Annotated in this window: 26 protein-coding genes, 1 pseudogene and 1 riboswitch; of the genes and pseudogenes, 19 read left to right on the top strand and 8 right to left on the bottom strand. The window is 63.4% G+C overall.

All coding sequences use genetic code 11. The features are described 5' to 3' along the window. Positions 1 to 28 precede the first annotated feature (28 nt). Entirely contained in the window at positions 29 to 1306 is a 1278-nt protein-coding gene (purD, locus tag MESAU_RS25075; RefSeq protein ID WP_015318826.1) for a phosphoribosylamine--glycine ligase, read from the top strand. 19 nt (positions 1307 to 1325) lie between these two features. Here purD and MESAU_RS25070 read toward each other — a convergent pair whose 3' ends face one another. Next, positions 1326 to 2492 carry a glycoside hydrolase family 25 protein gene (locus MESAU_RS25070; RefSeq protein ID WP_015318825.1) on the bottom strand — a complete coding sequence of 389 codons (1167 nt, stop codon included), beginning with the start codon at positions 2490 to 2492 and terminating at the stop codon, positions 1326 to 1328. Positions 2493 to 2575: 83 nt separating this feature from the next. Continuing rightward, positions 2576 to 2812, bottom strand: a complete 237-nt coding sequence (locus MESAU_RS31995; protein ID WP_015318824.1) for a hypothetical protein — start codon at positions 2810 to 2812, stop codon at positions 2576 to 2578. Between the two features lie 211 nt (positions 2813 to 3023). Between MESAU_RS31995 and MESAU_RS25060 the strand changes: the two genes are divergently transcribed. Beyond that, a complete protein-coding gene (locus tag MESAU_RS25060; protein ID WP_015318823.1) occupies positions 3024 to 4793 on the top strand; it encodes an acyl-CoA dehydrogenase family protein in 1770 nt (589 codons plus the stop codon). 19 nt (positions 4794 to 4812) lie between these two features. Beyond that, the gene (locus MESAU_RS25055; RefSeq protein WP_015318822.1) at positions 4813 to 5565 is read left to right on the top strand and encodes a crotonase/enoyl-CoA hydratase family protein; all 753 of its coding nucleotides are present in this window, start codon (positions 4813 to 4815) and stop codon (positions 5563 to 5565) included. 8 nt (positions 5566 to 5573) lie between these two features. Here the strand turns inward: MESAU_RS25055 and pdxH are convergent, their stop codons facing one another. After that, the gene (gene pdxH / locus MESAU_RS25050) at positions 5574 to 6293 is read right to left on the bottom strand and encodes a pyridoxamine 5'-phosphate oxidase (protein WP_425339439.1); all 720 of its coding nucleotides are present in this window, start codon (positions 6291 to 6293) and stop codon (positions 5574 to 5576) included. On the opposite strand from pdxH, the gene MESAU_RS25045 reads away from it, so the two are divergent. The 4 genes from MESAU_RS25045 (at position 6232) to MESAU_RS25030 (ending at position 9290) form a co-directional block, all read left to right on the top strand. Further along, on the top strand, positions 6232 to 6693 hold the full coding sequence (locus tag MESAU_RS25045; RefSeq protein ID WP_015318820.1) for an RT0821/Lpp0805 family surface protein: 462 nt from the start codon (positions 6232 to 6234) through the stop codon (positions 6691 to 6693). The two genes, pdxH and MESAU_RS25045, sit on opposite strands and share 62 nt — an antisense overlap. A gap of 100 nt (positions 6694 to 6793) precedes the next feature. Then, complete coding sequence (locus tag MESAU_RS25040) at positions 6794 to 7726, top strand: DnaJ C-terminal domain-containing protein (RefSeq protein WP_015318819.1); 933 nt, start codon at positions 6794 to 6796, stop codon at positions 7724 to 7726. Between the two features lie 105 nt (positions 7727 to 7831). Continuing rightward, a complete protein-coding gene (gene fabI / locus MESAU_RS25035; protein ID WP_015318818.1) occupies positions 7832 to 8650 on the top strand; it encodes an enoyl-ACP reductase FabI in 819 nt (272 codons plus the stop codon). A 52-nt stretch (positions 8651 to 8702) separates the two neighbouring features. After that, positions 8703 to 9290 (top strand): histidine phosphatase family protein, encoded by a 588-nt coding sequence (locus MESAU_RS25030; RefSeq protein WP_015318817.1) that lies wholly within the window; start codon positions 8703 to 8705, stop codon positions 9288 to 9290. A 21-nt stretch (positions 9291 to 9311) separates the two neighbouring features. On the opposite strand, the gene MESAU_RS25025 is transcribed toward MESAU_RS25030, so the two are convergent. After that, positions 9312 to 9575: a DUF1344 domain-containing protein gene (locus MESAU_RS25025; protein WP_015318816.1), complete on the bottom strand. Its 264-nt coding sequence runs from the start codon at positions 9573 to 9575 to the stop codon at positions 9312 to 9314. A gap of 183 nt (positions 9576 to 9758) precedes the next feature. Here MESAU_RS25025 and aroC point away from each other — a divergent pair, with 183 nt between their 5' ends. Continuing rightward, positions 9759 to 10865, top strand: a complete 1107-nt coding sequence (gene aroC, locus MESAU_RS25020; RefSeq protein WP_015318815.1) for a chorismate synthase — start codon at positions 9759 to 9761, stop codon at positions 10863 to 10865. A 126-nt stretch (positions 10866 to 10991) separates the two neighbouring features. Then, positions 10992 to 12092 carry a 3,4-dihydroxy-2-butanone-4-phosphate synthase gene (gene ribB, locus MESAU_RS25015; RefSeq protein ID WP_015318814.1) on the top strand — a complete coding sequence of 367 codons (1101 nt, stop codon included), beginning with the start codon at positions 10992 to 10994 and terminating at the stop codon, positions 12090 to 12092. 19 nt (positions 12093 to 12111) lie between these two features. Here ribB and MESAU_RS25010 read toward each other — a convergent pair whose 3' ends face one another. After that, positions 12112 to 13332: an MFS transporter gene (locus MESAU_RS25010; protein ID WP_015318813.1), complete on the bottom strand. Its 1221-nt coding sequence runs from the start codon at positions 13330 to 13332 to the stop codon at positions 12112 to 12114. Between the two features lie 120 nt (positions 13333 to 13452). Here MESAU_RS25010 and MESAU_RS25005 point away from each other — a divergent pair, with 120 nt between their 5' ends. Together MESAU_RS25005 and MESAU_RS25000 are read left to right on the top strand one after the other, a co-directional pair. Further along, positions 13453 to 14061, top strand: coding sequence for a TetR/AcrR family transcriptional regulator (locus tag MESAU_RS25005; protein WP_015318812.1), 609 nt, complete (start codon positions 13453 to 13455; stop codon positions 14059 to 14061). A gap of 90 nt (positions 14062 to 14151) precedes the next feature. Next, positions 14152 to 15135, top strand: coding sequence for a hypothetical protein (locus MESAU_RS25000; RefSeq protein ID WP_015318811.1), 984 nt, complete (start codon positions 14152 to 14154; stop codon positions 15133 to 15135). A gap of 116 nt (positions 15136 to 15251) precedes the next feature. Here the strand turns inward: MESAU_RS25000 and bluB are convergent. Then, a pseudogene (bluB, locus tag MESAU_RS31990) lies at positions 15252 to 15857 on the bottom strand (5,6-dimethylbenzimidazole synthase); the annotation flags it as partial. Between the two features lie 71 nt (positions 15858 to 15928). Further along, positions 15929 to 16104: riboswitch (cobalamin riboswitch) on the bottom strand. 185 nt (positions 16105 to 16289) lie between these two features. Between bluB and MESAU_RS24995 the strand changes: the two are divergent. From MESAU_RS24995 to MESAU_RS24970, 6 genes are all read left to right on the top strand, one after another. Next, on the top strand, positions 16290 to 17216 hold the full coding sequence (locus tag MESAU_RS24995; RefSeq protein WP_015318809.1) for a histone deacetylase family protein: 927 nt from the start codon (positions 16290 to 16292) through the stop codon (positions 17214 to 17216). A gap of 3 nt (positions 17217 to 17219) precedes the next feature. Beyond that, positions 17220 to 17471, top strand: coding sequence for an exodeoxyribonuclease VII small subunit (locus MESAU_RS24990; protein ID WP_015318808.1), 252 nt, complete (start codon positions 17220 to 17222; stop codon positions 17469 to 17471). 92 nt (positions 17472 to 17563) lie between these two features. Then, on the top strand, positions 17564 to 17830 hold the full coding sequence (locus MESAU_RS24985) for a DUF2277 domain-containing protein (protein WP_015318807.1): 267 nt from the start codon (positions 17564 to 17566) through the stop codon (positions 17828 to 17830). 39 nt (positions 17831 to 17869) lie between these two features. Next, complete coding sequence (locus tag MESAU_RS24980; RefSeq protein WP_015318806.1) at positions 17870 to 18790, top strand: pirin family protein; 921 nt, start codon at positions 17870 to 17872, stop codon at positions 18788 to 18790. A 75-nt stretch (positions 18791 to 18865) separates the two neighbouring features. After that, on the top strand, positions 18866 to 20803 hold the full coding sequence (dxs, locus tag MESAU_RS24975; RefSeq protein WP_015318805.1) for a 1-deoxy-D-xylulose-5-phosphate synthase: 1938 nt from the start codon (positions 18866 to 18868) through the stop codon (positions 20801 to 20803). Between the two features lie 148 nt (positions 20804 to 20951). Then, positions 20952 to 21245, top strand: coding sequence for a hypothetical protein (locus tag MESAU_RS24970; RefSeq protein ID WP_015318804.1), 294 nt, complete (start codon positions 20952 to 20954; stop codon positions 21243 to 21245). Here MESAU_RS24970 and MESAU_RS24965 read toward each other — a convergent pair. Continuing rightward, positions 21242 to 21643: a GFA family protein gene (locus MESAU_RS24965; protein WP_015318803.1), complete on the bottom strand. Its 402-nt coding sequence runs from the start codon at positions 21641 to 21643 to the stop codon at positions 21242 to 21244. The two genes, MESAU_RS24970 and MESAU_RS24965, sit on opposite strands and share 4 nt — an antisense overlap. A 174-nt stretch (positions 21644 to 21817) precedes the next feature. Between MESAU_RS24965 and MESAU_RS24960 the strand changes: the two genes are divergently transcribed. Continuing rightward, positions 21818 to 22582, top strand: a complete 765-nt coding sequence (locus MESAU_RS24960) for a TlyA family RNA methyltransferase (protein ID WP_015318802.1) — start codon at positions 21818 to 21820, stop codon at positions 22580 to 22582. Next, a complete protein-coding gene (locus MESAU_RS24955; RefSeq protein ID WP_015318801.1) occupies positions 22579 to 23823 on the top strand; it encodes a class I SAM-dependent RNA methyltransferase in 1245 nt (414 codons plus the stop codon). The genes MESAU_RS24960 and MESAU_RS24955 overlap by 4 nt, the downstream gene beginning before the upstream one ends. 219 nt (positions 23824 to 24042) lie before the next feature. Here MESAU_RS24955 and MESAU_RS24950 read toward each other — a convergent pair whose 3' ends face one another. Next, positions 24043 to 24726 carry a transglutaminase-like cysteine peptidase gene (locus tag MESAU_RS24950; protein ID WP_015318800.1) on the bottom strand — a complete coding sequence of 228 codons (684 nt, stop codon included), beginning with the start codon at positions 24724 to 24726 and terminating at the stop codon, positions 24043 to 24045. Positions 24727 to 24859: the final 133 nt, after the last annotated feature.

The raw sequence follows: 24859 nt of genomic DNA, 5'->3' as shown, positions 1-24859 counted from the left end.
ATGGGATAGGCGGCATCAAGAGGTGGCCATGAACGTTCTTCTTCTCGGCTCCGGCGGCCGCGAACATGCGCTGGCCTGGAAGATCGCCGCTTCGCCGCTGCTGACCAAGCTCTACGCGGCCCCCGGCAATCCGGGCATCGGCGGCGAGGCCGAACTGGTGAAGCTTGATATCACCGATCATGCCGCGGTCGTTGCCTTCTGCCGGGAGAAGAAAATCGATCTCGTCGTGGTCGGCCCGGAAGGGCCGCTCGTCGCCGGCATCGCCGATGATCTGCGCGCCGAAAACATCCGCGTCTTCGGGCCTTCGAAGGCCGCCGCGCGGCTGGAAGGTTCGAAGGGTTTCACCAAGGACCTCTGCGCCCGGTACAACATTCCGACCGCCGCCTATGGCCGGTTCGGCGACCTGGCCTCGGCCAAGGCCTATGTCGAGAAGACGGGCGCGCCGATCGTCATCAAGGCCGACGGGCTCGCAGCCGGCAAGGGTGTCACCGTCGCCATGACGATGGACGAGGCACGGGCGGCACTCGCTTCCTGCTTTGACGGGTCCTTTGGTGCTGCCGGCGCGGAGGTGGTGGTCGAGGAATTCATGACCGGCGAGGAGGCGAGTTTCTTCTGCCTCTGCGACGGCACCACGGCGCTTCCCTTCGGCACCGCGCAGGACCACAAGCGCGTCGGTGACGGCGACGTCGGTCCCAACACCGGCGGCATGGGCGCCTATTCGCCGGCCCCGGTAATGACGCCTGACATGATCGAGCGCACCATGCGCGAGATCATCGAGCCGACGATGCGCGGCATGGCCGAGCTTGGCGCGCCTTTCGCCGGGATTCTGTTCGCCGGACTGATGATCACGGAAAGCGGGCCGAAGCTGATCGAATACAACACCCGCTTCGGCGATCCGGAATGCCAGGTGCTGGTGATGCGGCTCAGGGATGACCTGCTGGTGCTGCTCAATGCCGCGACCGATGGCCAGCTCGCGCATATGTCGGTGCGCTGGCGTGACGAGGCGGCGCTGACCGTCGTGATGGCGGCCAGGGGCTATCCCGGCACACCGGAGAAAGGCTCCGTCATCCGCGGCGTCGAGGACGCCGCCGGTGAAGGCGTCCAGATTTTCCATGCCGGCACCGCAATCAATGGCGGTGCGCTGGTCGCCAACGGCGGCCGTGTGCTCAATGTCACGGCGAGCGGCGCCACGGTCGGAGAGGCGCAGGCGCGGGCCTATGCCGCCCTCGACCGCATCGACTGGCCGGACGGGTTTTGCCGCCGCGACATAGGCTGGCAGGCCGTGGCGCGCGAGCAGGCCGGCTGAAGCTCCGACCGGGTGGCGGCTATTGCTGACCTCGGTCGAGGGTTGTCGAAGCGGTGCTGACCGGGTCGGCCGCGGCAAAGGCGGCGTCAAGCTGTTCGGGGGAACGCTGCCCGCCCCGCTTCCAGGCCACATATTGGACAATGCCGAACCCCGGCCGTCGCGGCACCGTCTTCACGACTGGCATGCGGAACCCGTCGCGAAATTTTGACCAGCGCGAACCAAGCACGGCGACTATTTCCTCGAAGGTCGGCGGCGTCGCCACATCGGCATAAATGATGGTGGCCTTGCCGGCGAGCGCGGCTTCCCGCGAGAGCGGCACTGGTACGCTGGCAAGATAATCGGCAGGCACGTCGATCAGGCCACCGAAAGGCCATTGCTGGCGCAGAGTGACGGCATCCGTGGGCGCCACGTTGACGTCGATGTTGTCGGGTGTGCCGGCAACCCTGTAGGGGCAACGGAAGCGGCCGCAATTGGCCTGCGCCGAGAACTGCCAGAGCGCGTAGCCCTGCCAGTTGCCCATCGGAAAATGCACGTCGATGTCAGGCTTATAGCGCGCGTACCAAAGCGGCAGCCGCGACAAGAGCCGGTATTTGTAGCGGTTGTCGGCGATATATTGGGCGGTCTTGCCGTTGGTGTAGAGCACCGGGAAGCGGCCGATGCGCCGATGCACCTGGCGGGCGAACTCCTCGGCATCGTCGAGCGACATCCATTGCGAGGGATCGATGCCCTCGATGTCGAGGGCCATGAGGTCGTCCGGTGCGGGGTCGGCGAAATCGAGGAAATTGTTGGCCTGTTCGACCGGATTGCCGGGACGGGCGAGATGATAGGCGCCCCATTTCATGCCGAGCGCCTTGGCCACGACCCTGCGTGTCTGGAACAATTCGCGCGTCACCGCGTGGCGTTTCCACAGTGCCTTGCACAGTTTCACGTCAGTCTCGCCGCCGAAACAGAAATAGGGCGGCGGCATGCCGTCGGAAGCCTTGTTGATGAAGGCGACGATGCGCTTGTCGGTGGCAAGCTGGGCCCAATCGATGGAGTTGTATTCGTAGGCGTCGATGACGAGCGCGCGGTCAGCGCTCTTCCACGGCTCGGAGAAGTCCGAAGCCTTTGCCGTCGTGCCCAGCACAATCGCTGCCGCGAAAGCGAGAAGCGCCGTGCGGCAAAGGAGGCGCGCCGTCCTTTTCAAAACAGGGAATCCCCGTTGATCAAAGGCAAATCCTGAACCGCTATGGTTAAGGAAATGCTTCTCGGACCCTGGTACGGGAAAAGCTAACGCCGGCTGAACGGTTGAACTTCGAACGGGTCGGGCGCGGGCTCCTGTTGCAGCGTACCTTCGGCGGCGCGTTTGCGGTGGTGGGCAAGCGAGCACCGCGGCGAGCACAATATGCCGCGATCCGACCAATAGGCGGCGCCGTTTGCCAGCTCCCCGTGATAATAGGAAAACCCCGTTGCTCGATAGGGCAAACCGCATTCGATGCAGCGATAGGCGTCAGGTCTGGCAAGCATGGGAATGTTCGGTCGCTGGTTTTCCGTCGCCGGTCGATTTGGTCCGGCTATCTGTCGAATTTAATACAGCCCCGCCTGATTGCAAAATCAGCGTGACAAAATTTGACGTTTACGTAAAAAGGCGATGGGAGACCGCCCAAAGGCGGATGGTTTTGCGGCGGCACTGGCCCTAGGGTCGGCGAGGCCGATGCATAAGGGAGGATCGAGCGGCATGTATCGGGCACCGGTCGAGGATATCGCGTTCACCCTGAAGCATGTGGCCGGCATGAAATCCGCCATCGACACGGGAGCGTTCGGAGACCTCAGCGAGGATCTGGTCGACGCCGTCCTCGGCGAGGCGGGCCGTTTCGCCTCCGAGGAGGTGGCCCCCCTTTATAAAATCGGCGACGAGCATGGCGCCGTGCTCGGCGATGGCGCGGTCACCACCCCGCCGGGGTGGAAGGAACTCTATCGCCGCTGGATCGAAGGCGGCTGGAATGCGCTCTCCGGGCCGGAAGAGTATGGCGGCCAGGCGCTGCCGACCATGCTCGGCGTCGCCGCACTCGAAATGTGGAACTCCGCCGCCATGGCCTTCGGCATCGGCCCGACGCTGACCATGGGCGCGGTCGAGGCGCTCGACAAGCACGCTTCCGAGGAACTCAAGGCGACATATCTGGCAAAGCTCGTCTCCGGCGAATGGATGGGCACCATGAACCTGACCGAGCCGCAGGCCGGATCGGACCTCGCCGCCTTGCGCGCCCGCGCCGAGCCCGCCGGCGACGGCACCTACCGCCTCTTCGGCCAGAAGATATTCATCACTTACGGCGAGCACGATTTCACCGACAACATCATCCATCTGGTACTGGCGCGGCTTCCCGATGCGCCGGCCGGAACGCGTGGCATCTCGCTGTTCCTGGTGCCGAAATTCCTGGTCGGCGACGATGGCTCGCTCGGTGCGCGCAACGACGTCTTCTGTTCCGGCCTCGAGCACAAGCTCGGCATCCATGCCTCGCCGACCTGCACCATGATCTATGGCGATGGTTTTCAGGGCGCCAGGCCTGGCGCCATCGGCTGGCTGATCGGCGAGGAGAACAAAGGCCTCGCCTGCATGTTCACCATGATGAACAATGCCCGCCTTGCTGTCGGGATGCAGGGCGTCGCGGTCGCGGAAGCAGCGACCCAGAAGGCGATTGCCTATTCCAATGAACGCCGCCAGGGCAAGGCGGCGGATTACGCCGGCGCCGGCATGGCGCCGATCGTCCATCACCCCGACGTGCAGCGCAATCTCCTGACCATGAAGGCGCTGACACAGACGGCGCGGGCGATCAGCTATTCCTGTGCCCACGCTATCGACATGGCGCGTGCCTCGTCTGGCGACGAGGCGGCGCATTGGCGCGACCGTGCAAATTTGCTGACTCCGCTCGCCAAGGCGTTTTCGACCGATGTCGGCGTGGAAGTTGCCTCGCTTGGCGTCCAGGTGCATGGCGGCATGGGCTTCATCGAGGAAACGGGTGCGGCCGCGTACTATCGCGACGCGCGCATCGCGCCGATCTATGAAGGCACCAACGGCATCCAGGCGATCGATCTGGTGACCCGAAAACTGCCGCTCGGTGGCGGCGAGCATGTGCATGGCTACATCGACGAACTGGCCGGTATCGCCAATGCCGTGCGAACGTCGAACCTCGAAGGTTTTGGCCGCACCGCCGACACTCTCGATCAGGCGCTCTCCGATTTGACGCAAGCGACGCGTTTCCTGCAGAAATTGTCGGCCGAGGGCCGGACGGAGGAGGCGCTGGCTGGCGCGACACCGTATCTCCGGCTGATCTCGCTTGCCGCCGGCGGCGCTTATCTGGCGCGGGCCGCTCTTGCCGACCAGGGCCGCATCGCGCTTTGCCGCTTCTTCGCCGAGAACCTGCTTGGCGAAGCCAGCGCTTTGAAGGAGCGCGTCATCGATGGCGCCGTCAGCCTGGCTGCTGCCGCCGAGGCACTGATTTCCGCCTGACCTTCACAAGGAAAACACCGTGACAGACCACATCCTCGTCGACCGCCAGGGCGCCATCCAGATCATCCGCATGAACCGGCCGGACAAGAAGAACGCGCTGACGCGTGCCATGTATGCGAAAATGTCGGCGGCCCTAGCCGAAGGCGACGCCGATCCGGCGGTCCGCGTTCATGTCTTTTTCGGCGTGCCGGGCGCCTTTTCCTCCGGCAACGACCTTGCCGATTTCATGGTCGTGGCCACGGGCGGCGATGGCGGCACCGAAGTCTGGGATTTCCTGATCGCCCTGGCCGGGGTCGAAAAGCCCATCGTGTCCGGCGTCGACGGTATCGCGGTCGGCATCGGCACCACGATCAACCTGCACTGCGACCTGACTTTCGCCACTCCGCGCACCGTGTTTCGGACCCCCTTCGTCGATCTCGGCCTCGTGCCCGAGGCAGGGTCGAGCCTTTTGGCGCCCCGCATCCTGGGCCAGCAGGGTGCTTTCGCCCTGCTCGGTCTCGGTGAGGGCTTTTCGGCCGAGCGCGCGAAGGCCGCCGGGCTGATCTACGAGGTGGTCGAGGAAGGTGGGCTGGAGGCTTCGGTGCTTGCAGCGGCCGGCCAGATCGCGGCCAAGCCACCGCAAGCGCTCAAGATCGCGCGCGACCTGATGCGTGGCTCACGCGACGATCTGGTTGCCCGCATCGGGATAGAGAGCGAGCATTTCCGCGAGCGGCTGAAATCCGACGAGGCGCGCGCCGCTCTCACGGCATTCATGACCAGGAAAAAGGGCTGAAGGTTTTTTCAGGGATAGAGCCTGGCCTTGTCCCAGCCGCCTGCCGCGTTGCGTGAAAAGACCACGCGGTCATGCAGCCGGAACGGCCGGTCGTGCCAGAATTCGATCGTCTTCGGCACGATCCGGAAGCCCGACCAATGTTTCGGCCGCGGGATTTCGCCGATGGCATAACGCGCCGTGTATTCTGCGACCGCCTTTTCCAGCGCGAAGCGGCTTTCCAGCGGGCGCGATTGCTTCGACGCCCAGGCGCCGATGCGGCTGCCGCGTGGCCGCGTGGCGTAATAGCTGTCGGCTTCCGCATCGCTGACGAGCTCCACCGGACCGCGAATGCGCACCTGGCGGCGCAGCGATTTCCAATGGAAACACATCGCCGCCTTCATGCTGCCAAGAATCTCCTGGCCCTTGGCGCTCTCGAAATTCGTGTAGAACACAAAGCCGCTTTCATCGAACCCCTTGAGCAGCACCATTCTTACGTCCGGCATGCCCTCGGCATCGACGGTCGCCAATGCCACGCCATTGGCATCGTTGATTTCGCTCTTGGTAGCGTCGTCCAGCCATGCGGCAAAGAGGCGAAACGGCTCGCCCGCCTCGGTAAAGTCACTGCTTGTTAACTCTGTGTCACTCATAGTTTTTCTCAAATTGTCACGAGACCAGGGAGGTTGCCGATTGTCGCGTATCGCGCAAGCTTTTGACAGCAGGCAATGGGGCGTTATCGCTTCAGCCAGCACGAAAGCGGCGATCGTGGCAGTCGCCCTGCCGCTCGCGGCCTGCGGTGCAGGTGGCTTCAGCCTGGAGAAGGCCGAAGTCGACCGCTCGATCCTGACCAGCAGCACATCGGCTTCGCCCAAGCCGGCCGATTCGGATCGCGACTCCGACCAGACGACGATCGGCAATGCGGTATCGTCCGCCGATATCGAGCAACTCGGCGGCCAGGCGGTGCCGTGGGCGAACACCGGCACCGGGTCGCGCGGCTCCATCACCGAACTGGCGGAATTGAAGGACAGCGGCCAGACCTGCCGCCGCTTCAAGGTTTCGCGCGAAAGCTTTGACGGCGTTGCCATGTTCCAGGGCGAACTCTGTCTTGCCGGTGCCGGCGGCTGGCGCATGCAGGGCTTCAAGGCACTCTGATTTTCCGCCGTTGATATGAAGGTCCGCTACTGGAATTTCTTCCTATGCGAGCGCATATAGGGGGCAAGTATGGACTCAACTCATTTCCAGGGCAGGAAGCATGCGCGACCCCTATGAGGTGCTGGGCGTTGCAAAGAACGCATCGGCCAAGGACATAAAATCGGCGTACCGGAAACTCGCCAAGAAGCATCATCCGGACCAGAATCCGAATGATCCCAAGGCGAAGGACCGTTTTGCCGCGGCCAATCAGGCCTATGAGGTCATCGGCGACGAGAAGAACCGTGCGGCTTTCGATCGTGGCGAGATCGACGCCGACGGCAAGCCGCGTTTCCAGGGTTTTGAAGGCGCGGCGGGCGGTGGCGACCCCTTTGCCGGGTTCCGCCGCCAGCAACAGGGCGCCGGAGGCTCGCGATTCGAGTTCCGCTCGGGCCGTCCGGGCGGCGATCCGTTCGACGGCAATAGCGATATCTTCAGCCAGATCTTCGGCGATGCCTTTTCAGGCGCGCGCGGGCCAGGCGCGGGCGACCGCCGCCAGACGGCGACAGCAGCCGACCTGAACGTCACGCTCGACGTCACCATCGAGGAAGCGGCCAATGCCGAGAAGGTGACGGCGATGTTCCCGGATGGCCGCAAGGTTGCGGTCAAGCTGCCGGCCTATGTCGAGGATGGCCAGACCATCCGGCTGAAGGGCCAGGGCGAGCAGGGACCGGGCCAACCCGGCGACGCACTGGTCAAGATCCATATCCGCCGGCATCCACGTTACCGCATCGAAGGCCGTGACCTGCACGCCGACCTGCCGGTTTCGCTGGCCGATGCGGTGCTGGGCGCCAAGGTGCCGGTCGAGACGCCGACAGGCAGGCTTGCGGTCAACGTTCCCGCCTGGTCGAGCTCGGACAAGGTCCTGCGGCTCAAGGGCAGGGGCTTGCCGGAGAAGGCCGGGGGCCATGGCGATCTCTATGCCCATGTGCGCATCATGCTGCCGGAAGGCGGCGACAGCGCGCTGGAATCGCTGTTGCGCGGCCAAAAAGGCTGATCGAGAGCTTTTGTCCCCCGAACTGTCCGCTTTGAACGCTTGAAGGGGCTGTATGCCTGTGCGATAGGCACTCCACAAAGCAGATATCTTGCGGAGAACACGCATATGGCGGGTGGACAGGGCCTGATGGCCGGCAAGCGCGGCCTGATTCTTGGCGTCGCCAACAACAGGTCGATCGCTTATGGCATTGCCAAAGCCTGCGTCGATCACGGCGCCGAGATAGCGCTGACCTATCAGGGCGAAGCCTTCAAGAAGCGCGTCGAGCCGCTGGCGGCGGAACTGGGCGCCTTTGTCGCCGGCCATTGCGACGTAACCGATCCGGCGAGCCTGGACGAGGTCTTCGCCAATGTCGCCAAGCATTGGGGCAAGCTCGACTTCCTCGTGCACGCCATTGCCTTTTCCGATAAGGACGAACTGACCGGCCGCTATGTCGAGACGACGCGCGACAATTTCCTGCGCACCATGGACATTTCGGTCTATTCCTTCACCACCATCGCCAAGCGCGCCGAAGCGCTGATGACCGAGGGTGGTTCGCTGCTGACGCTGACCTATTACGGCGCCGAGAAGGTCATGCCGCACTATAACGTCATGGGCGTCGCCAAGGCGGCACTGGAGGCCAGCGTGCGTTATCTCGCTGTCGACCTTGGCGCCAAGAAAATTCGTGTCAATGCCATCTCGGCCGGCCCGATCAAGACGCTTGCCGCCTCCGGCATCGGCGACTTCCGCTACATCCTGAAGTGGAACGAATACAATTCGCCGCTGAAGCAGACGGTCACGCAGGAAGAGGTCGGCGATTCCGGCGTCTATTTCCTGTCCGACCTGTCGCGTGGCGTCACCGGCGAAGTGCACCATGTCGATTCCGGCTACCACGTCGTCGGCATGAAAGCGGTCGACGCTCCAGATATTTCGACGGTCAAGGATTAGGTCTCCCCGCCTTTCCTCCTTCCAGGCCCTGGCCCGATCTCCGGAAGAGCTGATGTACCCGCTGGTTTATATCGTGCGCCACGGCCAGACCGCGTGGAATGCCGAGTTCCGGCTTCAGGGCCAGGCCGATACCGATCTCAATGCTCTCGGCCGCGAACAGGCGAGCGCAAACGGGCATCGGCTGGCCGAACTCGTCGGCGCTCCCCAGGAATTCGACTTCGTCGCCAGTCCGATGAGACGCACGCGCGAAACGATGGAACGCATCCGCGCCGCCATGAGGCTCGATCCGCTCGCCTATCGAACCGATATCAGACTGATTGAAGTCAATTTCGGCGATTGGCAGAGTTTTACCTTCGCCGAGCTTGAGAGGCAGTCGCCCGGCGCGAGCCGATCCCGCGCGCTGGACAAGTGGAATTTTCAGCCGCCAGGTGAAGGCGCGGAGAGTTACCAGATGCTGCTCGAACGGGTGAAGCCATGCTTCGGTGAACTTCGGGGGCAGACGATTTGCGTGACGCACGGGGGCGTCATGCGCACCCTGTTTCGCTTCGTGCTTGACATGCCCGAGGACGAGGCCGCGAACCTGGAGATACCGCAGGATCGCGTGCTCAAACTTGAAGGCAGGAGCCTGGAGTGGCTTTAGGGACGCCGGTGACGCCAACTCCTAGTTCGTGTCGCTGTCACCCGGCAGCTGCATGTCGGTGACGACGTTTTCGCCATCAGTCACATCGTAAGCAATGACGATGTCCATCCCCGGCTTCAGCGCATCGAGATCGGTTTCGGCGTTCAGCTTGTAGGATTTGCCGTCGTCCAGCGTCAGCGTCAGCGCATCCTTGTCGATCTTCTTGATCAGGCCTTCGGTCTGCCCGGCAAAGGCGGCGGTGGAGAGCAGCAGCGTGGCGGCAACAGCGCCAATCAGGGTACGCATCATCGTCCTCTTTGGTCATTGCGCCGGCCTGGGTGGCGGCGGATCCTCAACGGCGAATGGAGGAGAGCAGAAACCAACCGAATGTGTCAAAACTAAATCCGTCGGATCACAGTTTGACCACTGTGGAAAACGCCAATAGAAGGCTGGCTTCAGCCGGTTTCGATGCCGGGCAGGGCACTTTCCATGTCTCACAACACGTTCGGCCATCTTTTCCGCGTCACCACCTGGGGCGAGAGCCATGGCGCGGCGCTCGGCTGCGTGGTCGATGGTTGTCCGCCGGGTATCCGTTTCACGCGCGATGAAATCCAGGCCGAACTCGACAAGCGCCGCCCGGGCCAGTCGCGCTTCGTCACGCAGCGCCGCGAGCCGGACGAGGTGAAGATCCTCTCAGGCTTCGTCTTGGACGAGGACGGAGAGACGATGATCACCACCGGCACGCCGGTGTCGATGCTGATCGAGAATGTCGACCAGCGCTCCAAGGACTATGGCGAGATCGCCCGCCAGTACCGGCCCGGGCATGCCGACTACACCTATGACGTCAAATACGGCGTGCGCGACTATCGCGGTGGCGGCCGCTCCTCGGCGCGCGAGACCGCTGCCAGGGTCGCTGCCGGCGCGCTCGCCCGCAAGGTGGTGCCGGGCATGGTGGTGCGCGGCGCGCTCGTGTCGATGGGCGAAAAGTCCATCGACCGCGCCAACTGGAACTGGAATTTCATCGGCGATGCCGAGAACCCGTTCTTCACGCCGGATCCGGCTTCGATTCCTGTTTTCACGCGGTACCTCGACGGCATCCGCAAGGCCGGTTCCTCGGTCGGCGCGGTGATCGAGATCGTCGCCGACGGTGTGCCTGCCGGCCTCGGCGCGCCGATCTACGCCAAGCTCGACCAGGACATCGCGTCCGGCCTGATGTCGATCAACGCCGTCAAGGGCGTCGAGATCGGCAATGGTTTCGAGGCCGCCCGCATCACCGGCGAACAGAATGCCGACGAGATGCGCATGGGCAATGACGGCAAGCCGGTGTTCCTGTCCAACAACGCCGGCGGCATCCTGGGCGGCATCTCGACGGGCCAGGCGATCGTCGCCCGTTTTGCGGTGAAGCCGACTTCGTCGATCCTGACGCCCCGGAAGTCGATCGACAAGGACGGCAACGACGTGGAGGTGATGACCAAGGGTCGCCACGATCCCTGCGTCGGCATCCGAGCCGTGCCGATCGGCGAGGCCATGGTTGCCTGCGCCATTGCCGACCACTATCTGCGGCACAGAGGACAGACGGGGAAGGGAGGGGAATAGGGCCGTAGGGCAGTAGGGCAGTAGGGCAGTAGGTTACGCAGCCAGCCGAAACAGCCAGGATTTTCCTTTCCCCTACTGCCTTACTGCCCTATTCCCCTACTGCCCTGCGAGCAAAGCGAGCGTTCCATGCCTTATGACCAGAAGAAGATCGTCGAAGCCATCCGCGCCTTCGAACGCGGCGAGATCGTCGTCGTCATGGACGATGACGGGCGCGAGAACGAGGGCGACCTGATCGTCGCCGCCGTCCATTGCACGCCGGAGAAGATGGCCTTCATCGTTCGCAACACGTCGGGTATTGTCTGCACGCCGATGCCGCGCGAGGAGGCTAAACGGCTGAACCTCGCGCCGATGGTGGCCGACAATGATTCGGCTCACACCACCGCCTTTACCGTCAGCGTCGACTTCAAGCATGGCACGACGACAGGCATTTCGGCCGACGACCGCACGCTGACCGTGCGCAACCTCGCCAACGGCAATGTCGGCGCCTCCGATTTCGTCCGCCCTGGCCACATCTTCCCGCTCATCGCGCGCGAGGGCGGCGTCTTGATGCGCTCGGGTCATACCGAGGCGGCGGTCGATTTGTGCAAGCTCGCCGGCCTGCCGCCGATCGGCGTGATCTCGGAACTGGTCAACGACGACGGCACCGTCAAGCGCGGCCCGCAGGTCGCGGCTTTCGCCGAGGAGCATGGCCTCAAGCAGGTATCGGTCGCCGACCTCATCGCTTACCGGCAGCGCAAGGAGACCCTGGTCGAGCGCGTCGCCTGCTCCGACATCGAGACGCTGGGCGGCAAGGCGCAGGTCTTCACCTACACGCTGCCCTGGGACACGATGCATCACGTCGCCATCGTCTTCGGCGACATCCGCGATGGCGAGGAGGTGCCGGTGCGGCTGCATTCGGAGGATGTGGTGACCGACGTGTTCGGAACCAGCCACCGGCTCGACGGCATCATGAAGGCGATGGGCGAGCGCAAGCGCGGCGTCATTGTCTATCTCAGGGAAGGCTCGGTCGGCGTTGCCCACCAGGAGCGCAACCGGCCGGCGCCAGGCGACCGCGAGGACCATGAAGAGGCGCGCCGGCGCGAGAGCGAATGGCGCGAGATCGGCCTTGGCGCCCAGATCCTGAAGGACCTCGGCATTTCATCCATTAACCTGATTGCCTCGCGCGAACGCCACTATGTCGGCCTCGAGGGTTTTGGCATTCACATCGCCAAGACCGAGATCCTCTGATCTCGACAAACCCTGCCTGTCACTCGGCCGGGATTGCCGCCTCGCATCCTTCCAACTCGCATTCGTGGGTGGCGAGGCTGCGCTGGCCGAGCAGCACCGTGATCAGCGCGATAGCGCCTGACGTCACCGAGACCCAGAATCCGTTCTGGGCGCCGAATGCATCCACCACGGCGCCGGCGGCGAAGGAGCCCAGCGCCATGCCGATGCCGATCCCGGTGGTTACCCAGGTGATGCCTTCGGTCAGCATCGCTTCCGGGACATGCCGCTCGATCAGGCCGAAGGCGGTGATGAAGGTCGGCGAGATCGCCACGCCACTGATGAAGACAGTCAGCGCGAGCGCTGGCACGGTGCTGGCGGTAAGCGGCAGCAGTGTGCCGAGCGCGACCAAGGCAACCGCGATGGCGAGCTGGCGTTGCAGCGGTGCTTTCAGGTTGAGCGCGCCGATGATGATGCCGAGCACGAAGGAGCCCAGCGCATAGACGCCGATGACGAGACTGGCAGTGCCCGGCTGGCCGAGTTCCTTGGTGATCGCCACCGTGCTCACCTCCGTCGTCGCGAAGGTCGCGCCGATGAAGATCATGGCGAAGGTGATGATTTGGACCGGCCCCAGGCGGATTGCCGAGCCGCTGGAGCCATGGTCCACCGGCCGCACTTGCGGCTCGGTCGAACGCTGCAGAATGAAGGCTGTCGAGCCCAAGGCGAGGAACAGCGTGCTGACGGCAACGCCCGCTTCCGGGAACAGCGCGGCGCTGAGGCCCACAGATAGCGATGCGCCGGCAATATAGACCAGTTCGTCCGCCGCCGACTCGAAGGCGAAGGCGGTGTTCATCTCGGGCCGGCCCCGGAAAATCTCGGTCCAGCGCGCCCGCACCATGGCCGGCATGCTTGGCATCGCCGCGGCCAGCAGCGCCGACGCGAACAGCGTCCATACCGGCCAGTCTTGATTGGCCGATGCGATCAGGGCCGCGAATGCGAGCACAGAGATGATGGTGGTGGGTACGACAACCCGCGTCTGGCCGAGGCGGTCGACCAACCTCGATATCTGCGGCGCCAGGAAGGCATTGGCCAAGGCGAATGTCGCCGAAACCGCACCCGCCACCCAGTATTCGCCACGCGTCTGCGACAGCATCGCCACGATGCCGATCGGCGCCATGGCGATCGGCAGGCGCGCCATGAAGCCGGCGGCGGCAAAGCCCCTGGCTCCGGGAGCGCGAAAGATTTCCGAATAGGGGTTTTGCATGATCCTGTTCCTCGACAAGGGGCGATTCAACAATTACATACGAGACGTATAAGTGTTAAATAGAGTATACGTCGCGTATGTCAATTGGCATACGGAGCGTATGTAAGTAAGGCCAGAAGCATGCATCGACCGCGCAAGGAGATGATCGCCGAGACACGCGCCAAGCTGATCGCCGCGGCACGCCAGGCTTTCGGTACCATCGGCTATGCCGAAGCGTCGATGGATGATTTCACCGCGTCGGCCGGGCTGACGCGCGGCGCCCTTTATCATCACTTCGGCGACAAGAAGGGACTGCTTGAGGCGGTTATCGCCGAAATCGACGCGGAAATGGCGGCCCGGGTGAATGAGGTCGCGTCGCGGGCGCCGACCCGCTGGCAGCATTTCGTCGACGAATGCACCACCTATATCGAAATGGCGCTGGAGCCGGAAATCCAGCGCATCATGTTCCGGGATGGTCCGGCTGTGCTGGGCGATCCGGCACTGTGGTCGAATGCCAATGCCTGCGTCGGTTCAATGACCGATCATCTGACAGCGCTGCAGCGGGAAGGGGTGGTCGTCCCCGGCGTCGACCCGGAGTCGGCAGCGCGGCTGATCAATGGGGCGAGCAGCCAGGCCGCGCAGCGCATCGCCAATTCGCAAGATCCCGAAGCGACATCGAAGATGGTGGTGGCCGCGTTCAAGCAATTGCTCGAAGGCCTGCTGAAAAAGCCGGAAGCGCTTTCAAGATGAACCACCATGGCAGTCCCGCCACTGCCTGCAATTGACAATAGCCGGTTTGAGCGCATCCTCCGCAGCCATCTCTGAGGGGAGATTCGGGGCATGTGGGATTTCGATATCGGCAGGTCGGTGTCCATCATGATGCGGACCTGGCCTTTCATTGTCTTTCGCATGATCGTCTATTTCGGCATCACGCTGGCCTACATCGTGGCCACCGGCACCGGCGCCTCCGTCGGCTATGGCGTCGGCCATATTTCCACCGATCCCGACGGACCATTGTCTTTTGCGATGTGGGGCGGCGTGGTCGGTTTCGGCATCGTCTCGATCGCCGTCTACTGGATCCGCGAATACATTCTCTACGTCGTCAAGGCGGGCCATATCGCCGTCATGGTGCATCTGATCGACGGCAATGATATTCCCCACGGCCAGAACCAGATCGCCTACGCGAAAGAGGTCGTGACCGAGCGTTTTGCCGAGGCCAACATCCTTTTCGTCGTCGACCAATTGGTCAAGGGCGCCATACGCGCCATCACCGGCCTGCTCGGCGGCATCGCGGCCTTCCTGCCCATTCCTGGCCTGAGCGGCCTGGTTTCGTTCCTCAACACGGTGATTCGCCTGTCGCTGACCTATGTCGACGAGATCATTCTCGGCTACAACATCCGCATCAGTTCGTCCTCGCCGTTCGAAACCGCGCGCCAAGGCGTTGTGCTCTACGCCCAGAACGGCAAGACCATGGTCAAGAATGCCGTCTGGCTAGGGGTCATCATGTGGGGCGTGTCGTTCGTGATTTTCCTGCTGATGCTGGCTCCGGCAGCCGCTATTCTTTACGTCATGCCCGGGCAGCTCGCCGGCTGGGCTTTCGTGCTGGCAATCGTCTTTGCCTGGGCTTTCAAGGCGGCCTTCATTGAGCCGTTCGCCATTGCCTGCCTGATGCAGGTCTATTTCAAGACCATCGAGGGTCAGGTGCCCGATGCCGCCTGGGACGCCAGGCTGGCCGAAGCCTCGTCGAAGTTCAGGGAACTCAAGGACAAGGCGCTCTCCACTTTCGGCGGTTCGCGCTGGGGCACGGCCGGCGCGACGCGCTGATCGGCTAGGCTCGCGGGCGCACCGGCGGCGGTACCGAGGCGCGCCACTGCTGATTTGAGCGGCGCTTCGCCTTGTCCGCGAAAAGTCTCGCTCATGATAAGCTCGGGCAACGGCAGCCGCCGGCCCCAGCCGTGTGTTTCGAGATCCGGCTTCGGTGCGAATTCGGAAACGCGGCCGACGCAGAGATAGGCGATCGGCGTCACTTGATCGGGAATACCCAGCAAGCTTTTCAGCGCTTGCGCCTCGATGATGCTGACCCAGCCGACGCCAACGCCTTCGGCGCGTGCCGCCAGCCAGAAATTCTGCACCGCGCAGACCGTGCTGTAGAGATCCATCTCCGGATTGTGCCAGCGCCCCAGCGGCGAGCCTTTCGAGCGTTCGCGGTCGCAGGTGATGCAGATGTTGAGAGCGCTTTCGCAAATGCCTTCGAGCTTGAGCTTGCGGTAGAGCGCCTGCCGTTCTGCCTCGATTTCAGGCAGTTCCCGTTCTCGCGCGGCCAGGAACAGGTCGCGCACTTCCGCCCGCCGCGCGGCATCGCGAATGACGATGAAATTCCAAGGTTGCATGAAGCCGACCGACGGCGCGTGGTGGGCGGCAAGCAGCAGCCGCGCCAGCACCTCGTCGTCGATGGCCTCCGATGTAAAATGGCTGCGGACGTCGCGCCGCGTGAAGATGGCGCGGTAAACAGCGTCGCGCGCAATCTGGTCAAATCCATCGCCCATTGGAGTGGTCATAGCTTCCGGCATCGCTTGTCCCCTTGCGATTGCAATCGATGTCATCCGCCTGACCATGCGGATGACGATGCCTGCCAGGCCGGTCTTCTGGCTCGGGATCAACCCGCGTCCGGTGCCTTCCCGTCATCGACAGTGGCATTTACCGGCGCGGTCCCCCTCACAGCGTTGGGCACGCCACGGAGTTCAACCGTGTTCCCGATTCTCCCGCCAGGGCATTTGCAGCCAAGTGGAATCACTTGGCGTCGCAAAATGCGGCTAAAACAAACAGCCCGGCGGGCACCAGGCAGTGGTTGCGACCTTACGCCGAAGGGCCGGCGCCGCCAATGCCCGCAGCGACATGAATAGACGCAGGTTCGATTTTCCCCAGCGATCAAGCCGCAACGCATGGCCATCACGACGCCGGGGCACTAGATAGGGGGCATGGCCACCCGTCTCTACACGCACCCGATCTTTCTCGAACACATCACGCCGCCCGGTCACCCCGAGCGGCCCGACCGCCTGCGCGCCATCGAGCGCGTGCTCGACGACGAAGCTTTTGCCGCGCTTGACCGCGTCGAGGCACCGCAAGGCGACGAGGCGACCATCCTCTACGCGCATCCCGCCGATTTCGTCGCGCGTGTCCGCGCCGCCATCCCCGACGAAGGCATTGCCCGCATCGACGCCGACACCACCGCCAGCCCGAAAAGCTGGCAGGCGGTGATTACGGCGATCGGTGCCGCCAATGCCGCCGTCGACGACGTCTTTGCGGGCCGCGCCGACAACGTCTTCGTCGCCGCCCGCCCGCCCGGCCACCATGCCGAAAAGACCACGGCCATGGGCTTCTGCTTCTTCAACACGGCGGCAATCGCAGCGCGCCATGCGCAGAGGAAGCATGGCGCCGAGCGTGTCGCTGTCGTCGACTGGGACGTGCATCACGGCAACGGCACGCAGGATATTTTTTGGGACGATCCCTCGGTGCTCTATTGCTCGACGCACCAGATGCCGCTTTATCCCGGCACGGGCGCGAAGAGTGAGACCGGCGCCGGCAACATCGTCAATGCGCCGCTGGCGCCTCGGACGGGCAGCGAGGTGTTTCGCGATGCGTTCCTGTCGCGCGTGCTGCCGGCACTCGACAATTTCGCGCCGGATCTGATTATCGTTTCGGCAGGCTTCGACGCGCACCATCGCGACCCGCTGGCGGAAATCAATCTGACCGAGGACGATTTCGACTGGGCGACCGGCCAGTTGATGCAGCGCGCCGCAATCCACGGCGGCAACCGGCTCGTCAGCCTGCTCGAGGGCGGCTACGATCTGCAGGGATTGGCATTTTCGGTCGCCGCACATGTCGGGCGACTGATGAAAGGATGAATGATGACCGGTGAGATCAACGAAGACGTCAAGGCGATGAGCTTTGAACAGGCACTCGACGCACTGGAGAAGATCGTCGATGATCTGGAGCGTGGCGACGTGCCGCTCGACCAGTCGATCCGGATTTACGAGCGCGGGGAGGCGCTGAAGGTTCATTGCGACCGGCTGCTGAAGGCCGCCGAGGACAAGGTCGAGAAGATCAGGCTGTCGCGCGACGGCAAGCCGGTTGGAACCGAGCCGCTCGACGCGGACTGAGGTCCGGAGCAGCCTTACCGGTTTTTGGACACGATCATCATTGAGGATACAGTTCGTCCCGATTGAAACGGACAAGAGGAGATACGGAAGCGATGTGCAGAAACATCAAGACCCTGTTCAATTTTGATCCGCCGGCAACCAACGACGAAGTCCGCGACGCGGCACTGCAGTTTGTCCGCAAGCTGAGCGGCACGACGCGGCCTTCTGCCAAGAACCAGCATGCGTTCGATCATGCGGTCGAAGCCATCGCGGCATCCGCACGCGAATTGCTCGATTCCCTCGAAACCCACCAGCATCCTCGCAATCGCGAAGAGGTGGCGGCCAAATTAAAAGCGAAAGCGGCGATCCGGTTCGCCTGATATGCCCAAGCGCCCACTGACCGCTGACGAGGAGAGTTCATGAGCTTCTTCCCCGGCAAGGACCCTGAGGCCGGCGATGCCTTCGCCAGCGACCAGATCGAGCTGATGGTTATCCCTAACGCCAAGGACATTGGCGGTTTCGAGGTGCGTCGCGCCTTGCCGACCGCCAAGCGGCGCTTGGTCGGGCCGTTCATCTTCTTCGATCGAATGGGTCCCGCGATCATGCGCGCCGGCCAGGCGCTCGATGTCCGCCCGCACCCGCATATCGGCCTGTCGACCGTGACCTATCTGTTCGACGGCACGATCAGGCATCGCGATTCGCTCGGCACCGAGATGGTCATCCAACCCGGCGACGTGAACCTGATGACGGCTGGTCGCGGCATCGTCCACTCCGAGCGCACGCCGCAGGAATTGCGCGGCGCGCCGATGTCGATCTCCGGCCTGCAGACCTGGTTGGCTCTGCCGGACGGCAAGGAAGAGGTGGCGCCGGTGTTCGAGAACACAGCGGCGCTGCGGCTTCCCGAAATCGACGCCGAAGGCGTCAGCGGCCGCGTCGTCATCGGCGATTTCCAGGGTTTGCGGTCTCCGGTGCGGGCCGATTCCGAGACACTCTATGCAGATTTGCGGCTGGCGCCCGGCGCCAGCGTCAAAATCCCGGCCGATGCCGAGGAGCGCGCCATCTACACGCTGGAGGGCGAGGTCTCGATTTCGGGTGATGCGTTCCCAGCGGAACGGCTGCTGGTATTCCGGCCCGGCGACGAGATCGTCATATCGTCATCGACCGGTGCGCATTTCATGCTGTTCGGCGGCGCCTCGCTTGGTTCGAAGCGCTACATCTGGTGGAATTTCGTTTCCTCGTCCAAGGAGCGCATCGAGCAGGCCAAGCAGGAATGGAAGACTGGCCGCTTCGATATCGTTCCTGGCGATGAGAAAGAATTCATACCGCTGCCGGAAGGCTGAGAAGATCGGTGAGGCGCTGACCGTCCGCGTCAGCGACACGCATTTACTTTCGCCGGCCGGCGGCCTATCCCGCCGATGAACAGAAAGTCTGGGCCCAACGTGAACGCAACGCCGCATACGCCGCTTCTCGATAGGGTTCGCGTCCCGGCCGACCTGCGCACGCTGGCCGAGAGCGACTTGCCGCAACTGGCATCAGAGCTTCGCCTCGAACTGATCGACGCGGTGTCGCGCACCGGCGGCCATCTCGGTGCCGGCCTTGGCGTGGTCGAACTGACGGTGGCGCTGCATTATGTCTTCAACACACCCGATGACCGGCTGATCTGGGATGTCGGCCACCAGGCCTATCCGCACAAGATACTGACCGGCCGTCGCGACCGCATCCGCACCTTGCGCCAGGAAGGCGGGTTGTCGGGCTTCACCCGCCGAGCCGAGAGCGAATACGACCCGTTCGGCGCCGCCCACTCCTCGACATCGATATCGGCCGGCCTCGGCATGGCCGCCGCCCGCGACCTCTCAGGCGGGCGCAACAATGTCATCTCCGTCATCGGCGACGGCGCCATGTCGGCCGGCATGGCTTATGAGGCGATGAACAATGCCGGCGCGCTCGATGCGCGCCTCATCGTCATCCTCAACGACAATGACATGTCGATCGCCCCGCCAACCGGCGCCATGAGCGCCTATCTGGCGCGTCTGGCTTCCGGCAAGGCCTATGTCGGCCTGCGCGACTTCGGCAAGAAGCTGACCTCCTATCTCGGCAAGCGAGCCGATCGAGCCATCACCCGCGCGGTCGAGCATGCGCGCGGTTACGTCACCGGCGGCACCTTGTTCGAGGAACTCGGCTTCTATCACATCGGCCCGATTGACGGTCACAATCTGGAGCATCTCATCCCGGTCCTGAAAAACGTCCGTGACAACGGCAAGGGTCCGGTGCTGATCCATGTCGTCACCCAGAAGGGCAAGGGCTACGCGCCGGCGGAAGCGGCCGCCGACAAGTATCATGGCGTCAACAAATTCGACGTCATCACCGGCGCACAGGCCAAGGCGCCGGCCAATGCACCGGCCTACACCAAGGTGTTTGCCGAAAGCCTGATCCAAGAGGGCCGCGAGGACGACCGCATCGTCGCCGTCACCGCCGCCATGCCGGGCGGCACCGGCCTCGACCTGTTCGGCGAGGTGTTTCCGTCAAGGACTTTCGACGTCGGCATTGCCGAGCAGCATGCGGTGACCTTCGCCGCCGGCCTGGCGACGGAAGGCTACAAGCCCTTCGCCGCGATCTATTCGACCTTCCTGCAGCGCGCCTACGATCAGGTCGTCCATGACGTCGCGATCCAGAAACTGCCGGTGCGTTTCCCCATCGATCGCGCCGGCTTTGTGGGCGCCGACGGTGCCACCCATTGCGGCGCGTTCGACACCACCTTCCTGGCAAGCCTGCCGGGCTTTGTCGTAATGGCCGCGGCCGACGAGGCGGAATTGCGTCACATGGTGCGCACCGCCGCCAGCTACGACGACGGGCCGATCGCCTTCCGCTATCCGCGCGGCAACGGCGTCGGCGTCGACATGCCCGAGCGCGGCTCTGTTCTGGAGATCGGCAAAGGCCGCGTCGTCCGGGAAGGCAGCAAGGTTGCCCTCCTGTCCTTCGGCACAAGGCTGCAGGATTGCCTCATCGCGGCCGAGGAACTCGGCGCGGCCGGGCTTTCCACCACGGTCGCCGATGCCCGTTTCGCCAAGCCGCTCGACCAGGATCTGATCCGGCGGCTGGCCCGCTCGCATGAGGTTCTGGTGACGGTGGAGGAGGGCGCAATTGGCGGCTTCGCCAGCCATGTGCTGCAATTCCTCGCCCATGAAGGACTGCTCGAAAGCGGCCTGAAGGTACGCCCGCTGGTGCTGCCGGATGACTTCACCGACCACGCCAAGCCAGAGAAGATGTATGCCGATGCTGGCCTCGACGTCGCCGGAATCGTGCGCACCGTATTCACCGCGCTCGGTCATACGGTCCGCGCCCAGCGCGCCTGAATCAAAACCTCAACAGCTTGAATCAGTTTGCCGGCTCGATTTTATAAGGCATTGTTAACGTTGCCGTTTGGCGTTTTGCTTACCCTGTCCCTTGGCCGTTTTTCAACGCCGCCCTGCTAGATCACAGCCAGGCAGGGAGACAACGAGAATGAAGACGCTTCTGTGCGGCGCGGCCTTCTTGGCGGTGATGGTCGTACCGGCTGCCGCCGAAACGCCCTACGACCGCAATCTCGAAAAGGCGGCGATAGGCATTGTCGCCGGCAAGATGGGCGATATCCGCGGCGGCTTTTCCTACAAGCAAATTCCGCAGCTTGTGGTGCCGCCGGATCCTTCGCCTGTATCACCTGTTGCGACCGGGCATGCGCGTGAGCAGGCTTCAGGCGGTCGAGACGACGGTTTGTCTCCAGCCATCGAGCGCCAGGCTCCGCGAACCATCTTCTAAAACCACATGTCGCGTACGCAGCGGCCGTCGCGCGGCAGATCGTCGTAAGTGTCGAGGCCATCGAAATGGTCGATCGGCAGATCGGCGACGGCCTCGGGGGGCGCCAGCCGGACATTGACGGCCATGCGTCTTCGACCCGAGGCGCTGGCGCGCAGTCCGCGCCAGCCGAGCACGCAGGCGCAACGCGGGCAGAACAGGATCTCGAGCGACGGGTCTTCCTGTCCGGCGCGCGTATAGCTGCCCATTGGCCCCGAAACGCGAATGCGTTCGTCGACATAATCATAGGCCCAGAGCGTGCCATAGCGGCGGCAAAGCGTGCAGTTGCAGGCCGTCACCGGGCCGGGGTCGCCCTCCAGCATCCAGTGGGCGGCGCCACAGTGGCAGGTTCCCGTCAGCATTCGTTCTCCTTCGAGTTGCGACAAACAGAGGGCTCTTCGTGGCCAATATTCTGCCGGACCCGGCATGATGGGCGCAAGCCGCGGCCTGGTTCGATGCACCAGCCGCTCTCGTAGGATCACTTTGGTCCATCTAATGTCCTTGCCTTCACCGCGGGCTTTCGTCAGAGAAGGCCGATGAACTCGCCTCTGCCAGCCAGCACACGCCAGCGGCTCGACGACCTGCTCGTCCAGCGCGGGCTGTTTGCCAGCCGCTCGCGCGCCCGCGACGCGGTGGAGCGCGGCACGGTGACGGTCGACGGCGCCATAGCCCGCAAGCCCGGCCAGAACGTTTCGCCGCAATGCGTTGTCGCCATCGACGATCCGGCGCAAGCCTATGTCTCGCGCGCCGCCCTCAAGCTGATCGCCGGGCTCGACCATTTCAGCCTCGACCCGGCCGGTCGCGAGGCCCTCGACATCGGCGCCTCGACCGGCGGTTTCACCCAGGTGCTGCTCGAACGCGGCGCGTCCCATGTCACGGCAATCGATGTCGGGCATGGCCAGATGCATCCTGATGTCGGTGGTGATCCGCGCGTGACGGTGATCGAGGGCCTGAACGCGCGCGATCTCACCGTTGCCGATCTTGCCGGCCGCAATCCGGATTTCATCGTTTCCGACGTCAGTTTCATCTCGCTGAAACTGGCGCTGCCGCCGGCACTCGCCATTGCCAAGCCCGGCGCCGGTGCGATCTTTCTGGTCAAGCCGCAATTCGAGGCCGGTCGCGAGGCGATCGGCAAGGGCGGTTTGTTGAAGGATCCCTTCGATGCCGCCCGTGTCGCGGGCCTGCTGCAGGATTGGCTGGATGCCATCCCTGGCTGGCGCTCGCTTGGCCTGCATCTGTCACCGATTGAAGGTGGCGACGGCAATCGCGAATTCCTGCTCGGTGGGATCAAGGACCGATGAGCGTACGCTTCACAATACGAAAACTCGGATCGCAGGGCGACGGCATCGCCGAAACCGAGAGCGGCGATCTGTTCATTCCCTTCACGCTGCCGGGCGAGATCGTCACCGCCGCGCGCGAGCGGGATCGCGCCACGCTGATGGCGGTGCTGGAAGCCTCTCCGCTGCGCGTCGAACCCGCCTGCCGCCATTTCACCGAATGCGGCGGCTGTGCCCTCCAACATTTCGAGACCGAAGCCTATCGCCGATGGAAACGCGAAAAGGTGGTGCACGCATTGAAGGGCAAGGGCATCGAATGCGAGATTGGCGAACTGGTCGCCTGCGCGCCGCAGTCGCGCCGCCGCGTCGTGCTTGCCGCCCGGCGCATGGACGCAGGCATGCTGCTCGGCTTCAATCGCCATCTGTCGCCCGAGATCATCTCCATATCCGAATGCCCGATCTCACTGCCCGAGATCGTCGCGGCACTCGGCCAGCTGAGGGCGCTGGCCGAATTGATATGCGCCACCACCAAATCGTTCCGGATGGCGGTCACCGTTACGGGTTCCGGTCTCGACATCGCGGTGCACGAGTCAGGCAAGCTCGGCGAACACCAGCGCCGTATCGCCTCCAACTTTGTCATTGCGCAAGGCTTTGCCAGGCTGTCCATCGATGACGAGATCGTCATCGAGCCAAGGAAGCCCGTGGTCATGTTCGGCAGTGTTGCGGTCGCCGTGCCGCCCGGCACCTTTCTGCAGGCGACGGAGGCCGCCGAACGGACCATGGCCGAGATCGTCAGCGGACATCTGAAGCGTGCAAAAAAAATTGCCGATCTCTTTGCCGGTTGCGGCAGCTTTGCCTTGCGGCTGGCGACGAAATCGGAAGTCCATGCGGTCGAAGGCGACGCGGCCGCGCTTTCGGCGCTCGACCGGGGATCACGTTTCGCGACCGGCCTCAAGCGGGTGACGGGCGAACGACGCGACCTGTTTCGCCGGCCACTGACCTTCAAGGAGTTGAACGCCTTCGACGGCCTTGTCTTCGATCCGCCGCGCGCCGGCGCCGAAGATCAGTCGAAGCAGATCGCCCGCTCGGATGTTCCATACGTTGCCGCGGTGTCCTGCAACCCGGTGACGCTGGCCCGCGACCTGCGCATTCTCATCGACGGCGGCTATATGCTGAACAGCGTGACGCCAATCGATCAGTTCCTGTGGTCGCCACATGTCGAGGCGGTCGCCTTGCTGGAGAAACCGAGGAGGAGGCGCGGCTGAGCACGGTTCGTTGAGACTGCTGAGGCCACAGAAAACCGCGCTTCCCAAGCGCTGCTGCGGGATCCTCCGGTTAAAGCGACTCCAGGAAGAATGGGTAGCGGTTTTCCGTCCGGAATTGCGTCGAAATGAAGAGAGAGCGGTTCAGCGATTCTATCAAACACCGAACCGCTCTAAAAAAGCCGCCGAACGCCTGTAATGCCTGAACCGTACGGTCCAGGCTCAATCTACGAGCTTTGCAGCATTCGCGAAGGTTTTCGGCGTGCCGCCTCGCTGGTTGACCGACTGCCAGACATTCGGATTCTGCTGCGATTGACGTTTCAGGAAGTAGTAGCCGGTTGCATTCCAGGGCCTGATTTGGTCGACCATATTGTCGAGGACAAAATCGCCTTTATCGGTTTTCACCGTCAGGATGGTGTGGCCCTCATTGTTGAGATCGCGCACGACCGTCATCAACAGCGCTTGCCGGGGAAATCCAGCCTCTTGAAGGAGCTTGCGTTTGTAGAGTGCGTAGATCTTGCAATCGCCTTTGCCGTCAACCGGATAATCCCAATGGTCCGCCATCGTGCCCCAGTGATCGAAATTGCTGACGGGTTTGATGGCGCTGTTCGCCTTCTGATTTATCCGCTTGAGGATGCGGAAGGTCCGCGCTGTCAGCTTGACATTCGCGGCCGGCAGAGCCGGCACCTTGCACTCTTTTGGGCGGCGATGACAGAAATCGATCCAACCGTAGGGGACGCTGGTGCTTCCACCCACGGAGGCAGAGCGCGACCCATCCATGGAAGATTGGGTCGATCGCGACTTGAACAAAGTCGACTGGGCCGACGCCGGACTGGCTAGCAGCGATGCCGCACCAATCAACGAAACAAAGCCAAGCAGGAGAGCCAGGACGGGGGAGTGCCGCATTGCCAAAACCACCACCGCAACGAGGAACTGGTGCTGCGTTCGTGCGCGAGAGGCAGCCCAGGCAGTCAAAGACCTAATAATTTGTTAATGTGGATTGTGTCCACTTCAAGGTCCCGGCCGCCGAAAAGCCGGT

This window comes from Mesorhizobium australicum WSM2073, from assembly GCF_000230995.2.
Taxonomy (GTDB): domain Bacteria; phylum Pseudomonadota; class Alphaproteobacteria; order Rhizobiales; family Rhizobiaceae; genus Mesorhizobium; species Mesorhizobium australicum.
This window is presented reverse-complemented; position numbering and strand designations above follow the sequence as displayed.